General features: G+C 32.7%; 11 protein-coding genes and 3 pseudogenes. 3 read left to right on the forward strand and 11 right to left on the reverse strand.

Annotated features, from left to right (window positions below; all coding sequences use genetic code 11):
• Positions 1-66: 66 nt before the first annotated feature.
• Both PSR14_RS15005 and PSR14_RS15010 read right to left on the reverse strand, forming a co-directional pair.
• Positions 67-456, reverse strand: a complete 390-nt coding sequence (locus PSR14_RS15005; RefSeq protein ID WP_000800664.1) for a VOC family protein — start codon at positions 454-456, stop codon at positions 67-69.
• A gap of 191 nt (positions 457-647) precedes the next feature.
• Positions 648-812 (reverse strand): annotated as a pseudogene (locus tag PSR14_RS15010) (hydrolase); the annotation flags it as partial.
• A gap of 222 nt (positions 813-1034) precedes the next feature.
• Between PSR14_RS15010 and PSR14_RS15015 the strand changes: the two are divergent.
• Positions 1035-1862 (forward strand): peptidoglycan-N-acetylglucosamine deacetylase, encoded by an 828-nt coding sequence (locus tag PSR14_RS15015; RefSeq protein WP_000551424.1) that lies wholly within the window; start codon positions 1035-1037, stop codon positions 1860-1862.
• Positions 1863-1901: 39 nt separating this feature from the next.
• Here the strand turns inward: PSR14_RS15015 and PSR14_RS15020 are convergent, their stop codons facing one another.
• From PSR14_RS15020 to PSR14_RS15035, 4 genes and pseudogenes are all read right to left on the reverse strand, one after another.
• Positions 1902-2327: a hypothetical protein gene (locus PSR14_RS15020; RefSeq protein ID WP_000575898.1), complete on the reverse strand. Its 426-nt coding sequence runs from the start codon at positions 2325-2327 to the stop codon at positions 1902-1904.
• Positions 2328-2481: 154 nt separating this feature from the next.
• Positions 2482-3753: a PTS ascorbate transporter subunit IIC gene (locus tag PSR14_RS15025; protein ID WP_000459665.1), complete on the reverse strand. Its 1272-nt coding sequence runs from the start codon at positions 3751-3753 to the stop codon at positions 2482-2484.
• A gap of 24 nt (positions 3754-3777) precedes the next feature.
• A complete protein-coding gene (locus PSR14_RS15030; RefSeq protein WP_000757318.1) occupies positions 3778-4047 on the reverse strand; it encodes a PTS sugar transporter subunit IIB in 270 nt (89 codons plus the stop codon).
• Positions 4048-4060: 13 nt separating this feature from the next.
• Positions 4061-6165 (reverse strand): annotated as a pseudogene (locus tag PSR14_RS15035) (BglG family transcription antiterminator).
• A 305-nt stretch (positions 6166-6470) separates the two neighbouring features.
• Between PSR14_RS15035 and PSR14_RS15040 the strand changes: the two are divergent.
• Complete coding sequence (locus PSR14_RS15040) at positions 6471-7145, forward strand: TerC family protein (protein ID WP_000346935.1); 675 nt, start codon at positions 6471-6473, stop codon at positions 7143-7145.
• Positions 7146-7201: 56 nt separating this feature from the next.
• Here PSR14_RS15040 and PSR14_RS15045 read toward each other — a convergent pair whose 3' ends face one another.
• A complete protein-coding gene (locus tag PSR14_RS15045) occupies positions 7202-9175 on the reverse strand; it encodes an LTA synthase family protein (protein ID WP_000808752.1) in 1974 nt (657 codons plus the stop codon).
• Between the two features lie 518 nt (positions 9176-9693).
• Positions 9694-11319 carry an ABC-F family ATP-binding cassette domain-containing protein gene (locus PSR14_RS15050; RefSeq protein WP_098487210.1) on the reverse strand — a complete coding sequence of 542 codons (1626 nt, stop codon included), beginning with the start codon at positions 11317-11319 and terminating at the stop codon, positions 9694-9696.
• Positions 11320-11552: 233 nt separating this feature from the next.
• Here PSR14_RS15050 and PSR14_RS15055 point away from each other — a divergent pair, with 233 nt between their 5' ends.
• Positions 11553-11993, forward strand: coding sequence for a hypothetical protein (locus tag PSR14_RS15055; RefSeq protein ID WP_001997685.1), 441 nt, complete (start codon positions 11553-11555; stop codon positions 11991-11993).
• Between the two features lie 192 nt (positions 11994-12185).
• Here the strand turns inward: PSR14_RS15055 and PSR14_RS15060 are convergent.
• The 3 genes and pseudogenes from PSR14_RS15060 to PSR14_RS15070 all read right to left on the reverse strand — a co-directional run bounded on the left by PSR14_RS15060 (position 12186) and on the right by PSR14_RS15070 (position 17388).
• Positions 12186-13036, reverse strand: a pseudogene (locus PSR14_RS15060) (hypothetical protein).
• A gap of 415 nt (positions 13037-13451) precedes the next feature.
• A complete protein-coding gene (locus PSR14_RS15065) occupies positions 13452-16568 on the reverse strand; it encodes an MMPL family transporter (RefSeq protein ID WP_142328646.1) in 3117 nt (1038 codons plus the stop codon).
• 253 nt (positions 16569-16821) lie between these two features.
• The gene (locus PSR14_RS15070; RefSeq protein ID WP_001107293.1) at positions 16822-17388 is read right to left on the reverse strand and encodes a TetR family transcriptional regulator; all 567 of its coding nucleotides are present in this window, start codon (positions 17386-17388) and stop codon (positions 16822-16824) included.
• Positions 17389-17550 lie beyond the last annotated feature (162 nt).

Genomic DNA, 17550 nt, shown 5'->3' on the forward strand with positions numbered 1-17550 from the left:
CAAATGCTGTAGGGATTTATGACTCAATCATTTTGTTACACTTCATTACATACGAAAAGAGCTTCTTTATTCAAATGCGTTCATTAGCACAATTCTCCAACCATCTGGATCCTCTATTGTGATTCCTTTCTCTATCCAATACGGATTTTCTGGTTCCACCTCATGATAGCCCATATTGCTTAATCGATTCACTATTTTTTCAATTTCATCTTTATTAGGCATATAAAAAACTAGTAAATTATCTTTTGTCGGTGCCGGACAGGGACTTCCGTTAACATGCGTTGTAAACTCCAAATGATACTCGGCATCCGGTAATCCAAACATAACTCCATCATATCCTTCATGATTGTGAAATTCTCCTATACGCTTTAATCCTAACCCCGTCTCATAAAAACTTATAACTTCTTCAAATTTATCTGTTGGTCTTGCAATTCTAAATTGAACCCAATTCTTCATGCAAATCTCCTCCTTTTCATTTCCCAAAGATTTACAGTCATTATTATAGGTAACATATATTTCCTTTAACATCCCTCATTAGTGTGAGAACTACTTAAGTTGAAAGGCCTATTAGTTTATAAATAGTAGGCCTTTAGTATTAAATTCATACAAAATTAATTATATGGATATCAAGATAAAATAAACATTTCTTCCTTTTTGTATAAATTGCTATTTTGCATAGTTTCTAATGTTGTCCATGACTGTCCAATTGGATTCACATATTGTCTTTCTTCATTACAAATTTTCCAACGAGAAGGTGCTTCTTCATTTTAGGAATACTGTACTCCACATGTATTGCAAATATAATTAGCCATATTCCCCCTCCCTTTTCATTTCATTGTTTCTTTACCAATATCTTAATAAAAAACAAAAATATTCGAATCAATAATTGGAACGAAAATGAAGTGATACGAAAGTATGAAATCTTGCATACTTTTGGACAAACTTTTTTGCACTTGTAAAAAAGTTTTTTTGCAATTACCTCCCTATAATTGCTAATATAGTAGAGTAGAACTTTTATAGAGAGAAGGAAAATTATGCACAATGGAATTCGAATGACAACTTTAGTGAAAAGGGCTATTTTGATTTGCGCGGGGGTATTATTTACATACGAAGCGGCTTTAGGATCAACACATACTGCTCTAGCAAGTACAGAGGATGAAGCAAAATCTGTTCAACTTGTAAGTGAAATTCAATCGTCTCTTGCACCGAAAGAAGCTCCAAAACAATACAATGGGCAAGTTAGAAAAGTAGCTTATTTAACATTTGATGATGGTCCTGGAAAATACACAGCTGAGCTTTTAGATATGTTAAAGAAAGAAAATGCAAAAGCAACATTCTTCCTTATTGGTTCAAATGTAAAAGCTTTTCCTGATCTTGTAAAGCGTGAAGATGCTGAAGGCCACTACGTTGGGATGCACAGTATGACTCATAACTACAAGAAACTTTACACAGAAGGTCATTACGTAGATGAGATGAAAGAAGATCAAGGATTAATCGCTGGCGTTCTAGGTAAATCACCAGTATTAACTCGTCCTTCTTACGGCTCAATGCCAGGATTAAACGAAGCGCTTCGCAACAAAGTTGTTGAGAATGGGCTAAAAGTTTGGGATTGGACAATTGATTCATTAGACTGGAGATATAACAAAATGCCGGTTGACGCTGCATCAGCTAAAATTGTAGAAAACGTTATTAATGGTGCAAACAAGCCAACAGAAGTTATCCTTATGCACGACATTCATCCACAGTCCGTAAAAGCAGTACCTGGTATTATTAAAGGGCTGAAAGAAAAAGGATATGAATTAGAAGCCTATAGTGAGAACGAACACTTCCCATTAAACTTCTGGCACGATAATCGTATGTAATAAAAAAGACTTGATTTCCTTTAGGATATCAAGTCTTTTTTATCGTTTTGGAAATTTTATTTGTTGTTCTTCAATCAAACGAATAATATTTTTTCTATCCTCTTGCGTAATAGTAATACAAAATTCGTACTCTTCTTCTTTACACCATGAAGGATTTAGTTCTATAGATAAACGAACTATAATTTGAAATATCTCTTCTTTTTCTCCTATAAATTCAAACGACAGATTAGGTTCTATGAAGTCTAGTCGGGTATACGTAGGATTCGGTAATGTCTGAAACCATTCTTTCATGTGTTGTAATTCGCTAGTTTGTAAAAAAGGATCCATCGTTTCAAAAACTTTATTTCCCTCTGAAAGTTTCACTTTTATTATTAGCCAATTACGATCAAATGTATCAAATGCATTGTTAAACTCGTATTTTACAGCTTCTAAATGTAATGATACAATTTCATTAAAAAAAATCATAAATTACCTCCTTATTATTCAAGTATAGAGACTATCCAATTAATATTTAATAATGTTTTTCAAATTATTTTATCATAATTTTTAAATTCATTAATAAGATAATAAAAAAGACTTGCATTCCTTACAAGAATCCAAGTCTTTTTCATCTTATCTATTAAAAAATATATCCTACTAACTTCACAATTTCACTAATTAAAATACCTACAACTGCAAAATCAGAATCACCAAATGTTGTATTCTCAAATCCTAATCCACCTAATATAGGTAATAATATTGCTGGTAGGAATGAAATTAGTAATCCATTTACAAAAGCTCCTAGTATTGCTCCTCGTCTTCCTCCAGTTGCATTACCGAATACAGCTGCTGTTGCTCCTGTGAAGAAGTGAGGAATTAACCCTGGCACTATTACACTTAAACCGATAAATGGAAGTATAAACATGGAAAGTAATCCAGCGATAAAACTTGTTAAAAAGCCAATAATAACTGCATTTGGTGCAAATGGGAAGATTGTTGGACAATCTAACGCTGGTTTTGCATTTGGTACAAGTTTATCTGCAATCCCTTTAAATGCAGGTACTATTTCTGCAATTAACATGCGGACACCCGCTAAAATAATATATACTCCTGCTGCAAATGTAATTGCTTGCATGAAAGAATACACAAGATAATTTTGTCCGTTACTTAATTCCGTTTCGATAAACTCCTTACCCGCAAATGGTGCAACAATAAAGAATAATACAGCCATCGTTAATGACATAGAAACTGATGTATCACGTAAAAACCCTAGTGACTTAGGTACTTTAATTTGTTCTGTTGATTTATCCTTATTTCCAAATTTACTCCCAACAAACCCTGCCGCTAAGTATCCAACTGATCCAAAATGACCGATTGCGATATCATCCATTCCTGTAATTTTTCTAACATATGGTTGTAATAATGCTGGAAAAATCACCATGAGTGACCCTAAAATGATTGATCCAACAGTAACTAATGTAGCACCTTTCATTCCGGTAGTTGAAAATACCGCTGAAATTAAACATGCCATGAATAATGTATGATGACCAGTTAAAAACACATATTTAAATTTTGTAAAACGTGCAATTAGTAAATTCACAATCATACCAAATACCATAATTAACGCTGTTTCTTTTCCTAATGTTTGCTGTGCTATTGCAACTACAGCTTCATTATTTGGTATAATCCCTTTAATATGGAATGCTTTATCAAATATTTTACCAAAAACATCTAAAGCTCCTATTAATATAGTGGCTCCGCCTCCTAAAACTACGAAGCCCATAATTGTTTTTAAAGTCCCTGAAACCGTATCAGCAAAATTTTTCTTTTGCAGTAGTAAACCACACATAGCAAATAATCCGACTAATATTGCGGGTTGTCCTAAAATATCCTTCATAATTATATCAAACATAGCACTACTCCCCCTTCATTGTTACTACATTAGGTGTTTTTGTAATGCTTCTCTAATTTCATTTAAATCTAAAATATTCGTTAATCCAGCAACTGTTCGATTACCATCTTCAAGGTTACAAATAATATCCTTCGAACCTAAATATAGATCTGCTTGTTCTGATTTACTTGATGCTAAATCTGTGTGTGATACTTCTGCTTGTAATCCTAATTCACTTAAAATTTTCTTCACATTCATTTCTACAATAAAACTACTTCCTAATCCATTTCCACATACAACTAATACTTTTTTCATTTTAATCTCCCCTTTAATTAGAATATTTAGCTATCATTTTTAGCATTTCATCTATTGAATTTGAATGAATTAACATTTCCACATTTTTCGGATCCGATAACATCTCACTTAATTGTGCTAATGCTTTCAAGTGTGTCTCATTATCAATCGCTGCCAATACAATAATTAAATTTGCAGCATGCTCTTGTTTTTCTGAAAATAGAACACTTTCTTTTAGTTGTAATAAACTCATCCCCAATTTTTTGACCCCTGCTTCCGGGCGAGCATGAGGTATTGCAATTTTAGGTGCAATAACAATATAAGGACCTAATTTTTCTACATTTACAATCATTTCATTGATATATTCTTTAAAGATGTATTGATTTTGTAATAACGGATCAGCCGCTAATCTTATCGCATCTTTCCAATTATCAACACGATCTTCAAGCTGAATAAATTCTCTAGTTAAAAGTTCGTTTAACATTGGTTTATACTTCTCCTCCTTCTCAAAATACGCCGGACCACTCATAAATTCAATCAGTTCTCTTTTTAAAGATTCTTCATCCACTACGTCAGCATATTTTTGAATTATCCCCATCACTAAATCCACAGAATCTTTTTGATTCTCTCCATACAATACTCCATTTACTTTTCTTAATAGAGCTGCTTTTTCAGAATCCGATAAAATTGGATTCACCTTAAAAACCGGCACATTCCCTTTTTCAATTTCAGTAGTCGTAATTATACAATCTACATCAAATGTATTTGATTCATATTCCCGTTTTGAAATTGCATTTAATATATCTATGTTTGAAAATAACTTCTCTAATTGATACTGCAACATACGTGATGTGCCAATGCCATTTGGACAAACAAGTAATGCTGTTTTTCGTGGATTGGGAACGATTCCCTCTTTCCTCATCCAAGCTCCAAAATGCATAGTAACATACGCAATTTCATCATCGGAAACAGATTTTCTCACATATTCTTCAAAATGATGAATTACCTTTTTCGTAAGAAAATATACCTCTTCATAATTTTCTTGAATTGTATTTCGTAATGGGTTTTCAATTTCTATTCCATACTTCACACGATAAAATGCAGGTTTCATATGCAAATATAAATCTGTAAACAACCCATTAAAGTCTTGAAATAAAACACAAGCATAGTGTTGAAAATCTTTAATCATACAGTCAACAATTGAATGTATTTCATCCATGTTATTTTTCTCATAAACATTTTCCTGATAATTTACTTTTGCACCTAGCAAATGAGTCGTAATATAATAGATTTCATCTATTGGAAATTTGACAACAAACGCTCGTTCAAACTGCTTTGCTATATATTTCGCAGCTTCAAATTGCTTTGAATCTTTCAGAAGATTTTTTTCAGCTTCTTCCATCTCGACGCACTTACCTTTTAGAATACGTCTATGGAACAAATACATGTAAACGCTTAAATTTTCTAGTACCTCATCTGTATATTGGACACCTAAAAACTCTTCACAATTCGCAAGAATTTTTTTATAATATACAATGTTTCTCTTGCAAGTGTATCTGTTTCACTTCCCATATCACTCATAATATAATTTACTTGTGATATTAAATACTCCCAGCCATTTTGAGAAATAATTTGAGAGAGGCTTAAAATTAATAAATTTCGTTTACTCTGTTCATTTCCAACAATTTGATAGCCTTCCTTACGAAAAGAATGTAAAGATAAATTATACTTATTCAACTCTACTTTTAGCTTTTTCAAATCTGCAAGTACAGTATTACGACTTACCTGCAAAAGATTTATTAAGTCTTTCAATAAAATTCTTTTTTCCTGTATTAGTAAATATAATATTAACCATATTTTTCTTTCTTTCGGAGAATATTCATATTGATTATTCATACACTCATTTAATTTTTTTACTATCATTTGTTTCGTTTCTTTATTTAAGCAATAACCTAAGTGTCGTATATATTCAATAGAATGTAACCCTTCCTCTTGTAACCAATCGTCAATTTTCTTAATATCGTAATAAAGCGTTCGTTTGGAAACTTGAATCACATCAATTAATTGATTTATAGACACATAATCCTCTGCTTGAATAATTTGTTGCAAAATATTTATACTTCGAGTATCTAATATCATATTTGGTGTACACCCTTTCTATACTTGTTCACTAATTGACTTGCAAGTATAGATACTAACTTTGCAAAATTAGATTTTTTGAAATCGCTTTCTATTAATATAATATCTATTATTGCTTCTAAATATAAGTCCAAATTTTTGTTTCTCTGTAGTGCAAAGATTGTGCTTTGAAAATTTCTTAAGCTTATGTTTAATGCTATTATTCCCCTTCATGTTCCTTTTCAATAAAACATGAATATTACCCTCAGAATTTTTAATACTGTATAGTAGCTTAGCACATATTACTCTTAAGGAGTGATATGTATATGGATTTCCTTTCAGCTGAATATTTGTCAGCCTTACTTGCCATTATTGTAATTGATTTAGTGTTAGCAGGTGATAATGCCATTGTAATTGGGTTAGCAGCAAGACGATTACCGAAAGATCAACAAAAGAAAGTTATTATATGGGGAACTATCGGGGCAATCGCGATTAGAGCCCTCGCTACTTTAGTTGTCGTTTGGTTGTTAAAAATACCAGGGCTACTTCTAATTGGTGGTGTACTCCTTATATGGATCGCTTACAAATTAATTGCTGAAGGCAAAGATCACGATATTAAGGCGGAAGAAGGTTTCTGGTCTGCTATTAAAACCATTATCATTGCTGATGCATTGATGGGAATTGATAACGTTCTCGCTGTTGCTGGAGCTGCGCATGGCAACTTTTCTTTAGTAATCATCGGGCTATTAGTTTCAATTCCAGTAGTAGTTTGGGGCAGTACATTAATTTTAAAATGGGTTGACCGTTATCCTATCATCATTACGATTGGAGCAGCTGTTTTAGCTTATACCGCTGCGAAAATGATTGTAGACGAGAAATGGTTCGCTGCATTTTTCGAAAGTAACCCTTTCATAAAATGGGCATTCATCATTATCATTATTGCCGGTGTAGTTTTCTTCGGAAAGGCAAAACAGAAAGCAACAGATGGTTCTATCTCATGATGATGTTTTATTTACAAACAAAAGGCACTATTCATAGGAATAGTGCCTTTTGTTATTTATTTAGCTTCCCCTTCCGGAGTCGTTTTTACTTTCGTTTTGTTTTTATCACGATTGTTATAGTTATACTTCGAACGATCTATCGGTGTAAATCCTTCCGGTGTGTAGAATCGTAATAAGTCACCATTTACGACTTGGTCAGAGTATTTTAACGAGTTTTGAACCATTTGTTCATTTTGTTTTATTTCATCTGTAAATTCTACTGGTTTTCCAGTCGTTGTATCATAGTATTTGCCGTTTAATGCAGTAACTGTTGGGCTTACGAAGTTGCCGTTACGGAACGCAACAACTTGTTTATGATCTGGTGATAATAAATCTGAACCAAATTGAACATAATTTTTTGTATCTGTTCCTAGTAAGTGTAAAAGAGTTGGAAGAACATCAATTTCACCACCATATTGATGTTGTACGCCACCTTTCACACCTGGTACACGAACGATAAATGGTACACGTTGTAACTGTGCATTTTCAAATGAGTTAATTTCTTTACCCATTACTTTTGACATTGCTGCATTATGATTATCTGAAATACCGTAATGGTCTCCGTACATAACGATAATAGAATTATCGTATAAACCAGATTGTTTCAAGTAATCGATGAAACCTTTTACAGATTCGTCTAAATAACGTGCTGTTTGGAAATACGTATCTACAGACGAGTCACCTGTGTTTGCTGGTTCAATTGTCGCTTCCTCTTTATCAATCGGATACGGGAAGTGATTCGATAACGTAATAAACTTCGTATAGAACGGTTGTTTCAATGTTTCTAATAACGGAATGGATTCATTAAAGAATGGTTTATCTTTTAATCCATAGTTTACTACATCTTTTTCGTTCATATCATAGTATGAAGCATCAAAGAATTTATTAAAACCAAATGATTTATAAATATCGTCACGGTTCCAAAATGTTTTATAGTTACCATGGAATACAGCTGATGTGTATCCTTGTTGTCCTAAAATTGCTGGTGCTGATTGATACGTATTATGAGATTTCGTTGTAAATACAGACCCTTGTGGTAAACCAAACATAGAATTCTCTAACATAAACTCCGCATCAGACGTTTTCCCTTGTCCTGTTTGATGGAAGAAGTTATCAAAATAAAGCGTATTCGCATCTTTTGTAAATGAGTTTAAGAACGGCGTAACTTCTTGACCGTTTAATTTATAATCAATTAAGAAGTTTTGGAATGACTCTAAATGAATATAAATTACGTTCATTCCCTTACCTTTACCGAAATACTCAGGATTCGGACTAGCATAAGTTGATGTTAAATAATTTCTTACTTCTGTCATATTATCTCCATCAGCTAACGCTCTTTCCGTTGATGCTTTCGCACTTTGAATTCCATCATAAATTGTGTAGTTATACGCCCCTAAATATTTCACAATATAATTTCGGTCAAACGTTCTTGTTAATAATTCAGGACGGTCAGATTCTGCAAGTCCTAAGTTAACACTGAATAATAAAATACCTGCTACAAATACTAGTGATACTTTATGCTTCGCAACACGAATTGGTTTTGGATTTGCAAATTTCGTTGCAACTAACACAATTAAAATAATTGTATCTAAGAAGTATAGCGGATCATAAAGATGTAGCAACGCAACAATACTACCACCTAAATCTCCAAAGTTATTCGTTTGTGTCAACGTCGGGAACGTAATAAAGTCACTGAAAAAGCGATAGTATACGACGTTTGCATATAAAAGAATCGACAATAACAAGTTGATAACAATTAACCAAATATAAGATCGTTTCCCTTTTGCAAATAATGCAAGTCCTAAAAATAGAACTGCTGAACTAAGCGGGTTGAAAAACAGCAAGAATTTTTGGATTGTATTTGAAATACCTAAATTAAATTCTGTTACATAAGCCGCATATGTTTTGAGCCAAAATAAAATAACGGCAAACAGAAAGAATCCAAAATGATTGCTTAGCACGCTTTTGCTCTTTAATAAGAATTGTTTCATTTCTCCACCTCTTTTGATCATCCAAGGCTTATTTTTTTATAAGTCTGTCTCTCTATTCAATTTTTTATCTTCAAATAGATTCTATTTATTTAACTATATGAAGAATACTAGTAATTATAATTTGAAGCTAGTATTTATTCAACTATTTCTTTCTATACATTTTGACCTTGGTTTCTATTTAACAAAATAAATTTGTAACATTTTCTGTTTTCTCCCAAGATTCATCCACTAATTATGACATCACATACTATATACCTTTATTCCCTACTTCGCAAATAAATATGTCTCCAGTTCTGGAACATTAATGTAATATAATTAAATTCACAATAGATAACATTTATTTTTTAATGTATATTATATTTCGTCAGTTATTTATGCTTCAGCCATTCTTCTATGTACAACATTCAAATCTCTTTCCTTCAATAAAATTATTTTCGAATAATTATTCACAATCCATAAAATACAATTTATAAAAAAACCCTCGCTCTCAAAACGAGAGCGAGGGTTTTCATCATTTATTATTGACCTTTGTACATTGCATCTACTTGTTTTTGAAGTTCTTCATTTTCTAAGAACTCATCGTAAGTAGCCTCTTTATCGATTATACCGTTTGGCGTTACTTCGATAATGCGGTTTGCAATTGTTTGTACGAACTGATGGTCATGTGATGTGAATAAAATTGTACCTTTAAATGCAATTAAACCATTGTTTAATGCAGTGATAGACTCAAGGTCTAAGTGGTTCGTTGGGTCGTCAAGTGTAATAACGTTTGCACCACTTAACATCATTTTAGATAACATACAACGAACTTTTTCGCCTCCAGATAGTACTGAAACGTTCTTCTTAACTTCTTCGCCTGAGAATAACATACGGCCTAAGAAACCACGTAAGAAGCTTTCTGACTCATCTTGTGGAGAGAATTGACGTAACCATTCAACTAAGTTGTAGTCACTGTTCTCAAAGTATTTAGAGTTATCTCTTGGGAAGTACGATTGAGATGTTGTAACGCCCCATTTAAATGAACCACTATCTGGCTCCATTTCACCCATAAGGATTTTAAATAATGTCGTCATCGCAATATCGTTACGACCGATAAATGCAACTTTATCACCTTTATTTAAAGTGAAGTACACATTATCTAACACTTTTTCACCATCAATTGTTTTAGAAAGACCTTCAACAGTTAATAAGTCATTTCCTACTTCACGTTCTGGTGTGAAGCCAACGAATGGGTAACGACGAGATGATGGCTTAATATCATCTAATGTAATTTTATCTAATAATTTTTTACGAGAAGTTGCTTGTTTCGCTTTAGATGCGTTTGAGCTAAAGCGCGCAATGAAGTTCTGTAACTCTTTTACTTTCTCTTCTTTTTTCTTATTAGCATCTTGTGTTAATTTTAAAGCTAATTGGCTTGACTCATACCAGAAGTCATAGTTACCAACATAAAGTTGAATTTTACCGAAATCAAGATCAGCCATGTGCGTACATACTTTATTTAAGAAGTGACGGTCATGGGATACAACGATAACTGTATTTTCAAAGTTCATTAAGAAGTTTTCTAACCATTGAATCGCTTTTAAGTCCAAGTGGTTGGTAGGCTCATCTAGTAATAGAATATCAGGTTGACCGAATAAAGCTTGAGCAAGTAATACTTTTACTTTCTCTGCCCCAGTTAATTCTGACATTTTCTTATCATGAAGGTCTTCACCAATACCTAAACCTTTAAGAAGAATTGCAGCTTCTGACTCAGCTTCCCAACCGTTCAGCTCAGCAAACTCACCTTCAAGTTCAGCAGCACGCATACCATCTTCATCACTAAAATCTTCTTTCATATAAATGGCATTTTTCTCTTGCATTACTTTGTAAAGACGAGTATGACCCATAATTACAGTTTCTAATACTGGGAACTCTTCGTATTCGAAGTGGTTCTGTTTTAATACTGCAAGACGCTCACCTGGCGTAATATGTATGTCACCTGTTGATGGTTCGATTTCTCCAGATAAAATCTTTAGAAATGTTGATTTACCAGCACCGTTTGCTCCGATTAAACCGTAGCAGTTACCTGGCGTGAATTTTATGTTAACATCTTCAAACAATTTGCGATCCGCGAAACGCAAACTAACGTTACTTACTGTAATCATTTGTGTCCTCCTACTAATACCGCTTATTTCAGCGTTTTCTCACCGATTGTCTTAAAAAATCGCATATTACGACTCAATTATTGTAGACTATAGTTATTATATAGTAGAAGCTGGATGAATAGCAACGGTTGATTGCTATTCCTTTCTTTCCAAACTTGAATAAAACCTTTGTTTTTAATTATATTAAAGTTACATACACACTTTAAGGGGGATTCATTTTGAAAACAATATTTATGATTGGAGCATTATGTTTATCTCTTATTTCCTTAACTGCATGTAGTAATAACAATGGAAAAACACCTACTGAATCAAAACAAGAGAAAAAAGAAACGAAAGTAACTGTCGATTCAATTATCACTGAATTTAAAAATGCTGGTCTCCAAGCAGAAAATCCAACCGATCTTCCACAAAAAGAATTTGGTAACCTTCGAAAAGAAGGTAAGCGTATTGTCGTACCTGCTCTTGGTGAAGATAAAGGCGGTCGATTATTCGAAATTACAAAGAAAGAAGACCTAGAAAAAGTAAAGAAATATTACGATGAATTAGGAAATTCTGCTCCTATGTTATTCTCTCATACACACGCAAAAGGCAATTTTCTTCTACAAATGAATGGCGATATGAAAGATGAAGAGTTTGTAAAATATAAAGATGTGATGGACAAGTTTGTAAAATAAGGAAAATCACCTTTTAAAAGAACGGGTTCAATTTAGGGAGAGAAAAATGTTAATACCCATTATAAATAACACAATAATTTGTATGCATTTCACACCACGTTTCGTATTATAAAGAGCAAACTAAAACGCTCAGAAAATATTCTGAGCGTTTTCATTTCCTTCTCCAACTAAAGCACCAGGTAGTGTAAAAAGCTATTTCACCATTTGTATTATTAACTTATCTTTTAACATTGACCTATACGAGTCAATTTCATATTTTGTATTATTGATTTTTTCTTTGTTCATTTTTAACATATCAAATATTTCTAACTCTAAATTCCTTCTAGCTTCAAGAACTTTTATCGTTCCTTCTACACCTGAATGGTTATGTTCTTTCCCATAGCCTTGGTTCGTGTAATAGTCGACAAATCCTGTAGACCATTCTGGAGTTCTTTCTTTTAATGCCTTCCTAAATGAAAGTTCAAGATTATCTTGTTCTACATAGAATAACATTGGATTTAGATTCTCTATGATTTTTGCAACTTTCATTACATAATTTATTATTTTTTCTTTTTGTTCACCGTATTTAATCATCCCAATCGTTAATGGATTTTGTATGAAACAACATTCAAAAATATAAACCTTATCATCTTCTAGAGCAATTTCAGCAAAGTCATTCCATTTGTCAGCAATTAATTCAACATTTTTATCGAATGGTAATTCATATATATATCGTTTCTTGAAATATCGTTACATAATTCGTCCGAAAACTGGTCACCAAACTCATTTTTTATCTTTCTGTATGGTAATAAATAATTGCTTCCTTTTTTTAAAACTCTTTTAAGAAGCACTTCTTTAAAATCTCCACTGTTAGATACTAATCTATCGAATTCAAATTTATTAAAACAAGATACACCATCATAGTCGGCGGGGTGGTTCAAATTCCCCTCTAAAAATAGTTCAACTTCAATTTTATTTTGGCTTAGAATTTCATTTATTAGCTTTGCAGTGGTCGATTTTCCGAATCCAGGTAAACCTTCTACTATTATTAGTTTTGCATTCATATTTATAAATCCCTTCCTTCAAAGTATTTAACCAAGATTTAAAAAATTAATTACTCCACTGCAATCACTCCTTCAAAATATGATATTCACCATTTCCTTTGAAAAATCCTTCTTAAAGTATCCTGACCGTTAGTTTAAGAACATTTTTTCACAATCTCTACCATTATTTTAACATAAATTTTCCATTTATCTTTTAAACCAAATACTTTGTCAGTAATCCCCAATCGTTGCGCTGCTGTTTTTACTGTTTTCTTTTTCTCTTCCTTTGCAATTTTACTATATAAAAGTACTTAAACAATGTAATACCAATTAAAAAAGGGATGCTAAATCATATGTGATTTACATCCCTAATTTGTGTGTTATTTTATATGTTCTCTCTCATAACTGAAACAGTTACTTTTAAAAGGCGATTCTTTTATTTCCTTTCACTTAATTTCTTTGCATAATTCTTCATTTTACTCGTTAAGCCTATTAAAGCAGGTAGCAATATCGGCATCACAATAATAGCTAATAGTAACAATGCAACACCAACAACGGATGCTACTTGTATAAGCGTTAATACACCTGAAGGGATTAATGCAGCAAATGTACCACCTAAAATAAGTGCCGCTGATAATACGACTCCTCCGATATGACGAGAAGCAGTTACAATTTTCGTCGCTGGGTCCTCTTCTAACTCATTGTATCTCATCATTACAAAAATACTATAATCCACTCCTAAAGCGACAATCATTATGAAACTAAAGAATGGAACATTCCAGCTTAGTGAATCTACGTTTAGTAAGTGTGTACTAATTTGTTCACTTATACCAAGTGATGCAAAATAAGCTAATATTAAAGATCCAATAATAAAGATTGTGTTTAATAATGAACGTGTAATCACGATTAATACGATTGCAATTCCAATTAACATAATTGTAGCTGTACGTAAGAAGTCTTGCCCTGTTACTTCTTTTAAATCAACGTTTCTAGCTGTTGTTCCTCCAATTGCTGTTTTCGCATGATTTAATTCCGTCCCCTTCAAAGTACCATCTATCGTTTTATTGATTTCTTGAATAATTGGCATGGCTTCTTTTGAATACGGATTTACGTCTAAAATGATTGTCATTTTAGCAGTCTTTCTATCATGTGACATGTACGTATTCAAAGCTTTTTGGAAATCTTCTCCCTCCAAAACTTCTTTTGGAATATAAAATTTCTCAGAGCTTTTTGATTCATTTAGTTCTCCTAAATATTTCTGAGCATCCCCTAGGCCGTTACTTACCTTTTCAAGGCCTTCTGTACTTTTAGATAGTCCTGATTGTAATTGTCCCATCTGTTCTTGCAAGTCTTTCAGTCCGGTTAATAGCTGACCTTGCCCATCGTTTATTTTCGTTAATCCGGTTTGTAACTCAGATGACTTGTTTGCAATTTGTTTTGAACCTGTTGCTCCTTCATTTAATCCATTTTTAAGATCAGCTGCTCCTTTTTGTAACTTAGTAACTCCATTGCTCATTTCTTTTAAGCCGTTATCCACTTTCAATAACGATTGATTCGCTTCTTTAAATGATCCCATCGCCGCATTGTGCTGCGCTGCTAATTGATTTAATTCATTTGACAGCCCACCTAATTGCTTTTGAGCCTCTTTAGCAATTCCTATCGTCTGCAGAATGTTAGGATCATTTGCTAATTCTGGTTTCGTTTGAATGAAATTGGTCATTAACATTTCAATTTGTTCATAACCTTTCTTCGCACCGTCAATCGCTTGAGAAATACTTCCGAAGTATTGATCGTAAGAACTTAAACCTTTTTCTAACTGCGTATAGCCAGCATGAAGTTGTGAAGTTGCATGAGATAATACACTTATATTTTCATTTACTGAAGTTAACCCACTCTCAATTTGCTGCGCACCTTTTGCTCCGTCATTTATGCCATTTGATAGTTGATTTAAAGCTGTTCCTAATGCCAATACACCATTTTTCGCTTCATTTGTTCCATCAATTAACTTTTGAACGTTTGCAAGACTATTTGAATCCTTACTACCCATTTTATCTTTCGCAGTAGTTAATCCATCATTAATTTCCTTTATACCACCATTGGCATCTCCTAAACCTGTATTTAGTTCACCCGCTTGTTTATTTATATATAGTTCTTGAATTCTTTCACCAGTTGGACGTGTCGGTGCATATACTTCTGAAACACCTTTCACTTTCAAAATCTTTTCAGTTAGTTCATCTAAAGTTTGAAGCGAACTCGCCTCATCTAACTTATTATTCGATTGAATGACTAACGTACTTGGTGAAGAAAAACCAGGTGGAAAATGTTCTTCTATTACGTTAATCCCCATTTTCGACTCATATTTATTGTCTACTTCAAATAAATCGTTGTAATTAAGTGTATTAGAATACTCTAATACGAAAGGAATCGATATCACGAATACAATAATTAAAGCGACAAACGGTCTTGCAACTGAATTTTTCGCAAAGAATCCCCATAGACGACTATCTTCATGGCCTTTAAATGTTTTAACTGGATAAAACATCCCTTTTCCTAGAAGCACCATGAAAAATGGATTTAACGTAGTTAATACGAGTAATAATACTGCAACACCAATTGCTACCGCTGAAGTAGATTGATATAATTTAAAGCTCGCTAAAGCAAGAGATGCAAAACCAATTAGTACTGCTATCCCGCTATATAAAACGGTTTTCCCTGCCGATTTAAATGTTTCTTTCGTAGCCAAAAATGAGTTTTCTTGTTTACTTAATTCTTCTTTAAATCTCGTAAATAATAAAATGTTATAGTCTGTTCCAACCCCAAACAGGACAACAACTACAAAGACTTGCGTAAAGTTTGAAAACGGGAAATTAAATTGATCTACAAGATGGGCAATAACCCCCATTGAAACTAAGTACGATACACCAACTGTAAGAAGTGAAATAATCGGAACAACAGGTGAACGGAATACAATGATTAATACTACAAGAATGAAAATGATAGAAATAACTTCAGTCTTTTTCACTCCCTCTTGAGAAGATGTAAGAAAATCACCTGCTACTAAGTCACTTCCTGTTAAGTACGTTTTTACCCCTTTCGTTTTCACTTTATTATGAAGATTATTTGAAACTTTCGATATTTCACCATGTTTTTTATCTATCGATATTTGCGTTAAAATAGTCGTATTATCTTTAGAAACGAATTGTTTCTCTAATTCTTTATTATCTAAATGTGAAACAACTTCTTTAATTCCTAATTGTTCTTTTTCATTTTGCAAAGCATTGATTGTTTTTGTTATTTCCTCTTTTTGTTCAGTCGTTAAAGCTGTTTTACTACCACTATTAAAAACTGCTATAATCTCATACTTTTCTGTCCCGTCTTTATTCATTTCTTTTATCATTTTGTCAGCAATACTACTTTGTTCTGTATTAGGAATCGTAATGTGCCCTTTTTCTTTCACTAATTTATCCATATTAGGCATCGTAACGATCATTGTAATGGTAATAACTATCCACAATAGAAAAGATAAACTTCTCCAATTTCTCAGCTTGCTCATTTTCATCATCTCCCACGATTAAAATTTTACGTTAGTTACGGAATGAATATTCATTCCTATTATTTTGAAAACACCCTTTCGGAATGAACGTTCATTCCTCTCGTTCTATTAATTTACTTTTTAGCTCTATTAAACTATGGATTTCGGAATGAATATTCATTCCTTTAATTGTACAGATTGATCATCTCCTACTTTTCTTTTTCACACCCTCATCGGAATGAATGTTCATTCCTATCCTTATAACGCTATAGAATCAAATGATTCTAATAGCATTCCAACAGCTTTCTTCCAGTTCTTTTACCAATTCTTCTGTATATTCTAATTGGCCTGTTTCCATTACTTTAATTAATTTTTCAATCGGTTGATATACAATGATAATTAACGCAATTGGTGGTAATGGACGGAGAAAACCTTTTTCGATTCCATCCTCAATCAAGTCCATAAAGAAACCCATAAAATCCTCGAATATTTCATTACTATGTTCATCGAGAAAATAACTATCACAGTGAGAATTCGTAAAAAGAAAAGCATCTGCATTTTGTCTTGCAAATTCAAATAAACGGTTGTATGTATGGCTAAACTGTTCACGAATATTTGCATTGACTGGAAAGTCGGTTTTTATTAACTCTGATAGCTGTAAAACACTTTTCGTAAATAAAGAATTAACAAGTGCTTCTTTATTTTCAAAATAACGATAAATGGTACCAGCACCTACTTTTGCTTTTTCAGCAATCATCGGAATTGTTGTACCATCATAACCTCGTTCTGCAAAAAGTTGTATTGCCGCATCAAAAATGTCTTCTTGTTTATTTTTAGCCATTTTTTCACCTCAATTTCAGGAATGAAAATTCATTCCGGTTTTAATTATAAATTACATCGGTTAAAAGTCAAGTGTGTGACAAGTATCATTGCGTTTTTAATCCCTTGTTTTGTGAAAAAATTTATATCAGCGATCTTCAAAATATATCGACTTACCGACAAA

Source organism: Bacillus sp. A01H (assembly GCF_045277205.1).
GTDB classification, from domain to species: domain Bacteria; phylum Bacillota; class Bacilli; order Bacillales; family Bacillaceae_G; genus Bacillus_A; species Bacillus_A paranthracis.

What these genes read in the sequence shown, in the direction of transcription:
- PSR14_RS15005 (WP_000800664.1), bottom strand. Translation starts at nt 456, where the DNA reads ATGAAGAATTGGGTTCAATTTAGAATTGCAAGACCAACAGATAAATTT.
- PSR14_RS15015 (WP_000551424.1), top strand. Translation starts at nt 1,035, where the DNA reads ATGCACAATGGAATTCGAATGACAACTTTAGTGAAAAGGGCTATTTTG.
- PSR14_RS15020 (WP_000575898.1), bottom strand. Translation starts at nt 2,327, where the DNA reads ATGATTTTTTTTAATGAAATTGTATCATTACATTTAGAAGCTGTAAAA.
- PSR14_RS15025 (WP_000459665.1), bottom strand. Translation starts at nt 3,753, where the DNA reads ATGTTTGATATAATTATGAAGGATATTTTAGGACAACCCGCAATATTA.
- PSR14_RS15030 (WP_000757318.1), bottom strand. Translation starts at nt 4,047, where the DNA reads ATGAAAAAAGTATTAGTTGTATGTGGAAATGGATTAGGAAGTAGTTTT.
- PSR14_RS15040 (WP_000346935.1), top strand. Translation starts at nt 6,471, where the DNA reads ATGGATTTCCTTTCAGCTGAATATTTGTCAGCCTTACTTGCCATTATT.
- PSR14_RS15045 (WP_000808752.1), bottom strand. Translation starts at nt 9,175, where the DNA reads ATGAAACAATTCTTATTAAAGAGCAAAAGCGTGCTAAGCAATCATTTT.
- PSR14_RS15050 (WP_098487210.1), bottom strand. Translation starts at nt 11,319, where the DNA reads ATGATTACAGTAAGTAACGTTAGTTTGCGTTTCGCGGATCGCAAATTG.
- PSR14_RS15055 (WP_001997685.1), top strand. Translation starts at nt 11,553, where the DNA reads ATGATTGGAGCATTATGTTTATCTCTTATTTCCTTAACTGCATGTAGT.
- PSR14_RS15065 (WP_142328646.1), bottom strand. Translation starts at nt 16,568, where the DNA reads ATGAGCAAGCTGAGAAATTGGAGAAGTTTATCTTTTCTATTGTGGATA.
- PSR14_RS15070 (WP_001107293.1), bottom strand. Translation starts at nt 17,388, where the DNA reads ATGGCTAAAAATAAACAAGAAGACATTTTTGATGCGGCAATACAACTT.